General features: G+C 44.8%; 12 protein-coding genes and 1 pseudogene. 1 reads left to right on the forward strand and 12 read right to left on the reverse strand.

Annotated elements, in window-relative coordinates; all coding sequences use genetic code 11:
• Nucleotides 1–263: 263 nt before the first annotated feature.
• From atpC to LNTAR_RS24270, 10 genes and pseudogenes are all read right to left on the reverse strand, one after another.
• Nucleotides 264–521: an ATP synthase F1 subunit epsilon gene (gene atpC / locus LNTAR_RS24225; RefSeq protein WP_007281419.1), complete on the reverse strand. Its 258-nt coding sequence runs from the start codon at nucleotides 519–521 to the stop codon at nucleotides 264–266.
• A 2-nt stretch (nucleotides 522–523) separates the two neighbouring features.
• Nucleotides 524–1,938, reverse strand: a pseudogene (atpD, locus tag LNTAR_RS24230) (F0F1 ATP synthase subunit beta).
• Between the two features lie 10 nt (nucleotides 1,939–1,948).
• A complete protein-coding gene (atpG, locus tag LNTAR_RS24235; protein WP_007281422.1) occupies nucleotides 1,949–2,818 on the reverse strand; it encodes an ATP synthase F1 subunit gamma in 870 nt (289 codons plus the stop codon).
• Between the two features lie 16 nt (nucleotides 2,819–2,834).
• Nucleotides 2,835–4,400, reverse strand: a complete 1,566-nt coding sequence (gene atpA / locus LNTAR_RS24240) for a F0F1 ATP synthase subunit alpha (RefSeq protein WP_007281423.1) — start codon at nucleotides 4,398–4,400, stop codon at nucleotides 2,835–2,837.
• 12 nt (nucleotides 4,401–4,412) lie between these two features.
• Nucleotides 4,413–4,952 carry an ATP synthase F1 subunit delta gene (atpH, locus tag LNTAR_RS24245; RefSeq protein WP_007281424.1) on the reverse strand — a complete coding sequence of 180 codons (540 nt, stop codon included), beginning with the start codon at nucleotides 4,950–4,952 and terminating at the stop codon, nucleotides 4,413–4,415.
• Nucleotides 4,953–4,954: 2 nt separating this feature from the next.
• On the reverse strand, nucleotides 4,955–5,527 hold the full coding sequence (atpF, locus tag LNTAR_RS24250) for a F0F1 ATP synthase subunit B (protein ID WP_007281425.1): 573 nt from the start codon (nucleotides 5,525–5,527) through the stop codon (nucleotides 4,955–4,957).
• Between the two features lie 20 nt (nucleotides 5,528–5,547).
• Entirely contained in the window at nucleotides 5,548–5,817 is a 270-nt protein-coding gene (locus LNTAR_RS24255) for an ATP synthase F0 subunit C (RefSeq protein ID WP_007281426.1), read from the reverse strand.
• Between the two features lie 76 nt (nucleotides 5,818–5,893).
• On the reverse strand, nucleotides 5,894–6,745 hold the full coding sequence (gene atpB, locus LNTAR_RS24260; protein WP_007281427.1) for a F0F1 ATP synthase subunit A: 852 nt from the start codon (nucleotides 6,743–6,745) through the stop codon (nucleotides 5,894–5,896).
• A 1-nt stretch (nucleotide 6,746) separates the two neighbouring features.
• Nucleotides 6,747–7,127, reverse strand: coding sequence for a hypothetical protein (locus LNTAR_RS24265; protein ID WP_157473836.1), 381 nt, complete (start codon nucleotides 7,125–7,127; stop codon nucleotides 6,747–6,749).
• Complete coding sequence (locus tag LNTAR_RS24270) at nucleotides 7,111–7,371, reverse strand: AtpZ/AtpI family protein (RefSeq protein WP_007281429.1); 261 nt, start codon at nucleotides 7,369–7,371, stop codon at nucleotides 7,111–7,113. The genes LNTAR_RS24265 and LNTAR_RS24270 overlap by 17 nt, the downstream gene beginning before the upstream one ends.
• Nucleotides 7,372–7,643: 272 nt before the next feature.
• On the opposite strand from LNTAR_RS24270, the gene LNTAR_RS24275 reads away from it, so the two are divergent.
• Entirely contained in the window at nucleotides 7,644–7,877 is a 234-nt protein-coding gene (locus tag LNTAR_RS24275; RefSeq protein ID WP_007281430.1) for a DUF4404 family protein, read from the forward strand.
• 35 nt (nucleotides 7,878–7,912) lie between these two features.
• On the opposite strand, the gene LNTAR_RS24280 is transcribed toward LNTAR_RS24275, so the two are convergent.
• Both LNTAR_RS24280 and LNTAR_RS24285 read right to left on the reverse strand, forming a co-directional pair.
• Nucleotides 7,913–9,229: a DEAD/DEAH box helicase gene (locus LNTAR_RS24280; protein WP_007281431.1), complete on the reverse strand. Its 1,317-nt coding sequence runs from the start codon at nucleotides 9,227–9,229 to the stop codon at nucleotides 7,913–7,915.
• A 59-nt stretch (nucleotides 9,230–9,288) separates the two neighbouring features.
• On the reverse strand, nucleotides 9,289–9,882 hold the full coding sequence (locus LNTAR_RS24285) for a 50S ribosomal protein L25 (protein WP_007281432.1): 594 nt from the start codon (nucleotides 9,880–9,882) through the stop codon (nucleotides 9,289–9,291).
• Nucleotides 9,883–10,222 lie beyond the last annotated feature (340 nt).

Genomic DNA, 10,222 nt, shown 5'->3' on the forward strand with positions numbered 1-10,222 from the left:
ATACCAAGAAATACTTTGCAGAGCTAGGGTCTTTCACTGGAAGAGGCTTGGCTATTGGATCTCAGTCTCTTCGGAGTAAGCATTGACCGGAGAGCCGTATGCGGGAGATCCGCACGTACGGTTCGGAAGGAGGGGAGGCTCCGCAAGGAGCTTTCCCTACCCTTATCCAGGGCTGATAATTAGCAGTACTCGCCTGTGTGGCAGCACAAGAAAAGCCCCAAGTTCTTGTGAACTTGGGGCTTTAGGAAGGGCAATGAGTGAGTTTACTCTGGGAGCTGAGCGCTATCCGCGAGTACGCTGACTACATTGTCGTTCACTTCAACAAAGCCGCCTTCGAGCTTGATGCTCTTGCGTTGGCCGTTGACATCATATTGCAGGGCACCAACGGCAATGCCGGAGATGAGTGCTGCGTGATTGTCGAGTACACCAAAATCCCCGTCGAGTCCTGGGAGGCGGACTGAATCGACAGTACCTTCGAAAACGAGACGTGCGGGAGTGATGATTTTAAGTTGAAATGACATGATTAACCTTCGAGAGTTTTAGCTTTCTCAAGTACTTCGTTGATACCACCAACGAGGTAGAATGCTTGCTCAGGAACATCGTCATGCTTACCTTCGAGTACTTCTTTGAAGGACTGGACAGTGTCTTCCAATGCAACGTATTTACCTTTAAGACCGGTAAAGATTTCTGCTACGTGGAAAGGCTGTGAAAGGAACTTCTGAATCTTACGAGCACGTTCTACAGTGAGACGGTCTTCTTCAGAGAGTTCATCCATACCGAGAATCGCAATGATATCCTGAAGCTCTTTGTACTTCTGGAGGATCATTTTAACGTCAGTCGCAACTTGGTACTGTTCATCACCAACAACTTCAGGAGCCAAGATGGTCGAAGAAGAAGTGAGTGGGTCTACCGCAGGGTAGATACCGAGCTGTGAAAGAGGACGTGAGAGTTCAGTAGTTGCATCCAAGTGAGCAAATGTTGTTGCAGGAGCCGGGTCAGTGTAGTCATCCGCAGGTACGTATACAGCTTGTACAGATGTAATAGAACCGTCTTTAGTTGATGTAATACGTTCCTGGAGTTCACCCATCTCAACCGCTAATGTAGGCTGGTAACCTACCGCAGAAGGAATACGACCGAGAAGTGCAGATACTTCGGCACCGGCCTGTGTGAAACGGAAGATATTATCAACGAAGAGGAGTACGTCACGCTTTTTCACGTCACGGAAGTATTCCGCCATTGTGAGTGCAGACAGAGCTACACGAGCACGAGCTCCGGGAGGTTCATTCATCTGACCGTATACGAGAACAGTTTTCTCGAGTACGCCAGCTTCAGCCATTTCTTCGTAGAGGTCTGTACCTTCACGAGTACGCTCACCTACACCAGCGAATACGGAGTTACCACCGAATTCCTGTGCGATATTATTGATGAGCTCCTGGATAAGAACTGTTTTACCTACACCAGCACCACCAAAGAGACCAATTTTACCACCCTTACGATAAGGAGCGAGGAGGTCAATACTTTGATACCAGTAACAAGTACTTCTGTACCCGTGTCCTGATCAGCAAAAGCGGGAGCTTCACGGTGAATTTCCCACTCGTCGCTAGATTCTACGACTGGTTTATTATCGATTGGGTCACCGAGGAGGTTCATGGCACGGCCAAGAACTTCATCACCAACGGGAACTTTAAGGCCCGCGCCAGTGTCGGTAACAACAGCACCACGGTGAAGACCCTCAGTAGAGTCCAAAGCGATGGTACGAACGACGCCTTCACCCAAGTGCTGGGCTACTTCGAGAACTAAGTTGCCCTCTTGGTCGTTAATTGAAGGGTTAGTCACTTTCAAAGCGTTGAAGATACCCGGGATAGTTCCACCGGAAAATTCAACGTCGATCACGGCACCCATGATCTGAAGGACTTTGCCTGTTGTTGATTCTGACATAATAGTTATCCTATTTTAAACTTTCAGCGCCGGCAACGATCTCGGTCAATTCAGTCGTAATGGCTGCTTGACGTGCACGGTTGCGCAGAACAGTGTATTTCTGTATGAGGTCTTTCGCGTTGGTCGAGGCAGCATCCATAGCAGCCATTCGCGCAGCGTGTTCACCAGCGGCATTTTCCAGAAAAGCTTTGAAAACTTGGAAGTTTACGGTCTTTGGAAGCAGATAGCTCAGGAGTTCTGCTTGGCCAGGTTCGTAAATGTAGTCCGTTGCGTTCTCGGTGGACTCAGTTTCTTCCGCAGCAGCGCCACTCACAGGGAGTAGAGTTGTGAGGGTAGGAATCTGAGAAAGAGCAGAAACGAAGTTGTTGTTGGCAATAATGACTTGGTCATAGTCGCCGTCAATAAAGAGTTTCTGAACTTTATCACCGATTTCGCGAGCGGTATCAAATTCTGGATTAGAAGTCTTGTCGTCGTAGTTGGCAATTACATTGTTTTCCTTGCGGATGGCATTGTAACCGCGCTTACCGCAAGTGATGAAATCAATTGTTTCATACTTGTCGGCCTTATCGCGACGGAAGTTTTCTACGAATTTGATAAGGTTATTATTAAAACCAGCACAGAGACCTTTGTCTGATGTGAAAGTAATGACGAGAACCTTTTTTACTTCGGAAGTTTTCATAAGGGGATGAGAAAGCTCACCACCAGAGGCAGCTAAGCCAGCAATAACCTGGTTTAGCTGATCTGAATAGAGTTTTGAGCTGCCCTGAGCATCTTGAGCTTTACGGTACTTAGCCGTGGAGACCATGTTCATGGTCTTCGTTACTTTGGCTGTGTTGCCTAAGCTCGCGATTTTTACGTTGTATTCTTTTTGACTGGGCATAGTTCTATCCGCTTATTTACAGTGAGCTACTGAAGCTTTCTGTAGTAGATTTAACAATGTCTGTCATTTCGGCGATAAGATCTTTCGAGAAGTCATCATTAGTAACTTCAACAGCGAACTTGTCGCTGAAATCTTTATAGCGTGTTGACAGGGCTTCGTTGAGCTCAGCAGTATAGCTAACAACTTTGTCTACTGGGATATCGTTGAGGTAACCATTGGTACCTGCATAGATGAGACATACTTGTTCAGCCACTGATTGAGGCTCGTTGATACCTTGCTTACATACTTCCATCAAACGTTGGCCTTTCTCGAGCTGAGCACGAGTCGCAGGGTCTAAGTCAGAAGCGAACTGGGAGAATGCCGCGAGTTCGCGGTACTGAGCCAAGTCAAGACGGAGTGTACCGGCTGTCTTCTTCATAGATTTAGTTTGAGCGGCACCACCAACACGTGATACAGAGAGACCCGCGTTAATTGCAGGACGCTGACCAGCGTTGAAGAGGTCAGATTCAAGGAAAATCTGGCCATCTGTAATCGAAATTACGTTTGTGGGGATATAAGCAGATACATCGTTCGCTTGAGTCTCAATAATTGGAAGTGCCGTAATAGAACCAGCACCTTCAGACTCTGAAAGCTTAACAGAACGTTCGAGCAAACGTGAGTGAGTATAGAATACGTCACCTGGGAAAGCTTCACGTCCTGGAGGACGACGGAGAAGGAGTGAGAGCTGACGGTAAGCTTGTGACTGTTTAGTCAAATCATCATAAACGATGAGTGCGTGGCCGCCTGCAACGCCTTCAGTACCACCGAAAGTCGGTGATCCGAGGTAGCAGTAGTGTTCTGCCATCGCTGTACCTGAGTACGGAGCGAGGAACTGCATAGGAGCAGGGTCAGAAGCAGTAGCTGCAATAATAGTTGTGTATTCAAGAGCACCGTGCTGCTTAAGAGTCTCTGCGATTTGAACCACAGTAGAACGCTTTTGGCCGATAGCTACGTAGAAACACTGAACGCCTTTACCTTTTTGGTTAATGATCGTATCAACGGCAAGAGTTGTCTTACCAGTTTTACGGTCACCAATGATCAACTCACGCTGACCACGACCTACAGGGGTGAGGGCGTCAATAACTTTAACACCAGTTTGGAGTGGCTCATGAACGGATTTACGCTCCATGATACCAGGTGCTTTAAATTCAATTGGACGAGAATTTTCAGTGCTGATTGGGCCTTTGCCGTCGATTGGGTTACCCAATGCGTCAACAACACGACCGAGGAGTGCATCACCAGTTGGGACAGATGCGATTGTATTGGTACGTTTTACTTCCATACCTTCACAGATCGATTTGTCTTCACCAAAGATCGCAACACCAACATTGTCTTCTTCGAGGTTCATCGCTAGACCCTGGAGTCCACAAGCGAACTCAACGAGTTCACCAGCCATGACATTCTCGAGACCGTAAACGCGGGCGATACCATCACCAACGCTTAGGACTTTGCCAGTTTCGTAAGTTTGAGCACCCGCTTCAAAAGCAGCGAACTGCTCTTTGAGGATGGCTGAAACTTCTTCCGGCTTAATATCTGTTGCCATAATTATTTTCCTTTACGCGTTAACGATACTCTGTTTGAGAGAGTTGAGTTGAGCTGTGATTGAGTGATCAATGACTTGATCGCCGATAGCAATTTTAAAACCGCCGAGCAAAGAAGCATCGAGCTCCGTGCTAGCTTTGATGGTTTTGTTGAGCTTAGCTTCTAATTTCACTTCGATTGCTTTGACTTGAGTTTCGCTCAATTCTTGGGCAGAAGTGATAGTAACGAGCTGAACATTGGCAGCTTCGTTACAGAAGACTTCGAAGTATTCACAGACTTCGGCGAGAACTGGAGTTCTGTCTTTCTGATTAAGGAAAGTCACAAAGCTCATGGCAGTTGCGCCAATTTTACCTTCAAACAGAGACTTCAAAAGCTCAAGCCTTTTATCTTGGGCTACGAGTGGAGATGAAAGAAAAGTAGTCAATTCTTCCGACTGAGCTGCGAGTTCCGCAAGAGCGTTAAAATCCGCTCTTACTTCGTCAAGCTTACCCTTGTCCTGCGCCAGGCTAAAAAAGGCCTTCGCATATCTTTTGGCTGCTTTTGAGGTCAACATAATTAAAGAGTATCGATTATTTTATCGGTTAGTACACGGCTTTTTTCGGAGTCTAAATTTTCTCCGATAAGTTTGCCTGCAAGTGTTACAGCTAGTTCTGCACTTTCGTCACGAAGGCTAGAAACGGCTTTAGCGCGAGCGTTTTCAATATCTTTGAGAGCGTTCTCTCTGAGTGATTGAGCTTCAGCTTTTGCTGTGTCGTTAATTTCTTTAGCGAGTTTTTGAGCAGTCTCTTTAGCACCTGTAACGATAGATTTAGCGCTAGCTTCTGCATCTGAAATAAGCTTCTTAGTGCTTGCTTCAGTGTCAGCTAACTGACTATCGATACGGTCAGCGTTTTCAAGAGATTCGCGGATGCGCGTTTCACGTGCATCGAGGTTAGCCAAAATTGGCTTCCAAGCGATTTTGCCACCGACGAAGAGGAGCGAGAAGAAACAAATCCACGAAATGATCGCCATAGGAATGGCGGCATTTTCGCCGTATTGTCCCGCATCTGCTCCACCTGCCGCCATAGTTGGCATAGCTGTTAGAACGAGGCAGGCAAAAGCTAATGCTTTAACTTTTACCATTTTCATAAAATTCAACCGCTAAAGGATTATAGTGCTGCAAGAAGGCAAACAACAACGCCGAAAAGTGATACACCTTCAATAAGTGCAGCAGCAACAATCATAGAACCTTTAATGTTGTCACCAGCTTCTGGTTGACGAGCGATACCTTCCATTGCTGAAGCAGCAAGTTTACCAATACCGAGGCCAGCGCCTACAGCTACGATACCAGCACCGATTGCAGCGCCAGCTTTAGGACCAATGAGTTGTGTACCAGTTACAGCAGCTTCAGCAGCTTGAGCGAGGATAGAGTTGAACATGTTAGTTCTCCGTTTTTTTTATTTTTGTTTTTGTTATTTTGTATTGCTTAAGAATCTTGTTTTTCAAGAAAGGGGATTAGTGAGCGTGCTCTTCATCATGATCGTGGTGAGGATGTGCGTGGTGGAACATCTCGCCAATGAATAGAGCCGCAAGGAAAGTGAATACGTATGCTTGAAGGAAACCAACAAATACTTCGAGAGCGTAGATGCCGATTGCAATTGGGTAAGCTAAAATTGCGTAGTAGCTGAATACGTAGAGGAGTGCCATGATAGAGAAAAGGACGATGTGACCCGCAAGCATATTAGCGAATAGACGAATTGTGAGTGAAACACATTTAACGACGAGGCCAATCATCTCTAATGGAGTGAGAAGGAGCAGTACCCAGCCAGGAACACCTGGGGGCATGAAAGCTTTGATGAAGTTAACAGGACCGTATTTGATCGCTACAACTAAAGTCATGCAAAGGAAAACGATGAGTGCGAGTGAGCCAGTGATCCAGAAAGTACCTGTTGCAGTAGCGTTACCAGGAATGAGGCCGAGAAGGTTTGAGCCGAGGATGAGGAAGAAGAGTGAGCAGAAGAAAGGAGTCCAAGCTTTGCCGTCTTTTTCGCCCATGTTCTTTACGGCGATTTCGTCGCGAACGTAAATAACGAAGGGTTCGAGGAAGTTTGTGAGACCAGTAGGAGTTTTTTGCTTCTTATTATAGAGGACACCAAAAAGGATTAAGGTGATAACTGCAGAAAGGATTAAAAAGAAAGACTGCGTTGTGAAGTTGTTGCTAAAGATGTTAGGACCTTCGCCAAAGCCAGCTGGTGACCAGTGTTTACCGGCGAGAGACATGTGATCTTTAATCCAAAAGATGATGGCATCCATCTTGGTGGGGTGATTTTGGCCTGAAGCCGCAAGGAGTGTATTTAATACGTTCATGCTAGTTTACTTTTTTTGAGATGTTATTTTTATATGAAATTGTTTCAAATACCATGCTTGAGCTATAGCCAATCAAGAAGGCGAAGCAAGCAAATTTGGGATCTGTCAAGATTTGTGTAAAGAGGGCGATTGCGAGGATCGCAATAAGTAAAAATGATTTGGCAAGTTTGAGTCCGAGGCCAAGAGTGACGTCTTTCATAAGGGTCATAAAAATCTCATTAATGATAATGACGGCGACACTATTAATAAGGACAAGGCTGAGTGGGGTGACGAAGTCCGCGGACAAAAAAGAAACATTTGCGCTCATCGCATAAATAGCGATAAGTGCCGGGCCAGTTAAGATGGCTGCGAGGCTGAGTGGCTTGCTAAGAGCTTGCATCACTGTCTTTTTTATCCTTCTTCTTTTTCGTTGTTGTATTCATTTTGAGTAACTTCCAAAAGGAATACGATCCGTATATAAATCCGAAAAAAACTCCAAGCAAAACTCCCAGTGGTTCACATCCGTACTTCTGATCAGCTTTATTTCCTGCCCAAACTCCCAGTCCGAGGACGATTGCGAGTTCAAGACCCAGGCTGCTAGTGCTCATCCACGAAGGGGGTCGATTATTGTTTTTTTGTTCATTCATAAATCGCGCCTAAAATAAATGATCGAATGAGGAAATCAAGACTGCCTGTTAAATTTTTAACAGATATTTGCATTTCTTGTTCAAGTCTATGTAAAACATTAACTTATAGATCTTTTTACAAAAAGCGTAAGCTTTTTAAGCTGTCATACAATTGTTGTATATCTTTAAGTTTTAGTATTGCTTAGGTACTGACAATAATTGTCGCTTTTTTGTGTGCTCTGAGCTTTTATTCTTGAGTGGGGATTTATATTAAGGAAAACAGGAGATTTACGATGAATGAGACTTTAGAAAAGTTAGAACAAGAAATCCAGAATGCGGAACTCGATAGTTCGAAGAAGCTTGAATTGGAGGCGTTGGTTGCAAAACTCAAGGCTGAACAAGAGTCAGAAAAAGAGGGTTTAGTTAATGATATAACAAAAATGATCGAAGATTTCGAATCATCGCACCCACAAGTCACGGGCTTGTTGTCGCGCGTTTCAAACTTTCTTTCTAATAGTGGGATCTAAGGTCTAAATTAGATTTTCTTGAAGGGTCTTAGGGTTTAGCTCTGAGGCCCTTTCTTTTTGTGTGTGCCAGGCTTGCCTTTGCGCTTGGTTCGTGTTTTCTTTTTGTTTGCTTTGGCAGCTTCTTTTTTAGCTTCCCTAGCAAGTTGAGCTCTGATCTTGCTCTTTTTGTTTTTTGGAGCTTGGCGAGGCTTATCTTGCTTGACTCTCGCTTTTGGAGCTTCAGAGCTTATTTCTTGGTCCGAGTCCTCAAGAGTTTTGGCTCTGCGGTTGTTGGCGAGGTCAATTTCAGAAAATTTGATATCCATTTTGCGCTCGTACTTACCCATGTAGAAAAGCTCTGTCTCGGTAATGATGAGATAGTTTGAGCCTTCTTGATCACCTCGACCAGTACGGCCGCTGCGGTGTTTGAAGCTTTCTATAGTAATAGGGCAGTGGTAATGGATGACGACGGTGTCGGTGCAATCGAAGCCTCGGCTGAGGAGGTCGGTTGTGATGAGGAAATTGATTTTGCCATCTTTAAAGTCTTTGAGTCTTTGTGTACGAGCCGTTTTACTGATGGCAGCTTCTAGGTAGTTGGCTTTCAGTTTGTCTTTCTCGAAGAACTTGATTGTGTGGCGGGTGTGTTCAAAATTGTTGACAAAGACGATGGCTCTTTTGATTTTTTCCTTGCGGATGAGTTTCATCAAGCAAATGTCGCGTCTATTGGGATTGGTGAACACGTAAGAGTGTTTGGTTGAAGCCGTTTCTTTATTTTCGATAAGAAAGAATTCGGGGCGCCAATAAGTGAGAAGTTCTTCTGTCTTATTAGTAACTGTGGCAGATGCAACGATGCATTGGTGATTTTCGACTGGCATGTTTTGTAGTAAGTCAGCCACTAGGTTTTCGATGCCTTCGCGAAGCAGGGCGTCAATCTCGTCAATGACGAGGATATCAAAGTCTTGTGGTTTTATTAGGCCACGTACAATGAAGTCACGTAAACGGCCGGGTGTCGCCGAGATAATCTGTGGACGCTTTTTGAGTTGGTCTTTTTGACGATCAATATTAACGCCGCTTATGACTGCGGTGGCTTTTGTCTGAGGGAAGATGTCGCGAATCACTTTAATATTTTGCATGGCCAGCTCAGGAGAGGGCGACAGTATTAAGGTGCGAGCATTGGATTTGGCTTCGAGTTTTTTAGCTAGCGGAATGAGGAAGGCTAAAGTTTTCCCCGATCCAGTGGGAGATGAAATGATGAGCTGTTGCTCTTCTAGGGATCTTCTCAGAGTTAGATCTTGGATAGGGAGGAGTTGCTCAAAGTTTTGTTTTTCAAACCAAGACTTGATTGCTGTTGGGAGTGTTTCGGGAAATGACATAGTTGACCTCATAAAAAAAGCCGACCCAAGAGGTCGGCTTCTTAAAAGCTAAGTTGAATTTATTCGGCTACTGCTTCTTTTTCGTCAGCTGCTGCAGAACGTGTTGCGCGTGTTTCTGCAATGTATGCAAGCGCAGTACCGGGAGCACTGAGGTACTCAACGTTTTCAATTGCAGGAAGTGAAGCAACTGTGATAACGTCTGAGAAAGATTGGAGTGAAGAGATGTCAACTTCGATGAACTCTGGAAGTGCTTTTGGAAGAGCAGCAAGTTCGAGGTTTGACTGAGGAGTCACAAGAATACCGCCAGCAGTGATAAGTTTGTTGTCGCCAACAACTTTAACTGGAACAGAAGTCTTAACAGCTACATCCATGTCCGGAGCGTAGAATTCAACGTGTACGAAGTGCTGTTGGTTAGTGGTACGGAGAACTTCGCGAAGAAGAACTTCGTGCTTTGTGCCATCAACATCGAGTTCGATGATGTTAGTAGTACCAGCTGCTTTAATAGCAACTTGAAGATCTTTTTGAGCGATCTGGATATTTACGTTTTCGATTTTGCGACCTTGGAGGTTGCCTGGGATGATAGCTTCTCTACGAAGTTTCTTTGATTTTTTGCCAACGATTTCGCGCTTAGCAGCTTTGAGTGTGATAGACATGAGTTTGCCCTTATGCTTATTCTATAATATTAAAGTCTTGATTCGACAGCACATCGTTTTGGTATGAGAGAGAGCTGGTGCCATCAATTAAAGAGTGGCTAAGGTATCGTAAAAAGTATTTCCTGCAAGGAGTTTATATAGAAAAAACACGACAAATTTAAGGGGTGCTTTCAAATGTTAAAAAATAGTTAATGTGAGCTTGTTTCTGCGAAGAAATCTTGCGGTGGGTATTTTGATCTTGTAAAATTATCCAACCCTAACATAAACAAAAGAGGTAATACAATGAAAAAATTCTTATTAACAGCTATGTGCTTTGGTGCAGTGAGTGCTTTTGCAGTCC

It is taken from the genome of Lentisphaera araneosa HTCC2155 (genome assembly GCF_000170755.1).
Classification (GTDB): domain Bacteria; phylum Verrucomicrobiota; class Lentisphaeria; order Lentisphaerales; family Lentisphaeraceae; genus Lentisphaera; species Lentisphaera araneosa.

Bases quoted from the DNA above. Each gene is read 5' to 3' on its own strand.
- atpC (WP_007281419.1), bottom strand. From the start codon at position 521: ATGTCATTTCAACTTAAAATCATCACTCCCGCACGTCTCGTTTTCGAA.
- atpG (WP_007281422.1), bottom strand. From the start codon at position 2,818: ATGCCCAGTCAAAAAGAATACAACGTAAAAATCGCGAGCTTAGGCAAC.
- atpA (WP_007281423.1), bottom strand. From the start codon at position 4,400: ATGGCAACAGATATTAAGCCGGAAGAAGTTTCAGCCATCCTCAAAGAG.
- atpH (WP_007281424.1), bottom strand. From the start codon at position 4,952: ATGTTGACCTCAAAAGCAGCCAAAAGATATGCGAAGGCCTTTTTTAGC.
- atpF (WP_007281425.1), bottom strand. From the start codon at position 5,527: ATGAAAATGGTAAAAGTTAAAGCATTAGCTTTTGCCTGCCTCGTTCTA.
- LNTAR_RS24255 (WP_007281426.1), bottom strand. From the start codon at position 5,817: ATGTTCAACTCTATCCTCGCTCAAGCTGCTGAAGCTGCTGTAACTGGT.
- atpB (WP_007281427.1), bottom strand. From the start codon at position 6,745: ATGAACGTATTAAATACACTCCTTGCGGCTTCAGGCCAAAATCACCCC.
- LNTAR_RS24270 (WP_007281429.1), bottom strand. From the start codon at position 7,371: ATGAATGAACAAAAAAACAATAATCGACCCCCTTCGTGGATGAGCACT.
- LNTAR_RS24275 (WP_007281430.1), top strand. From the start codon at position 7,644: ATGAATGAGACTTTAGAAAAGTTAGAACAAGAAATCCAGAATGCGGAA.
- LNTAR_RS24280 (WP_007281431.1), bottom strand. From the start codon at position 9,229: ATGTCATTTCCCGAAACACTCCCAACAGCAATCAAGTCTTGGTTTGAA.
- LNTAR_RS24285 (WP_007281432.1), bottom strand. From the start codon at position 9,882: ATGTCTATCACACTCAAAGCTGCTAAGCGCGAAATCGTTGGCAAAAAA.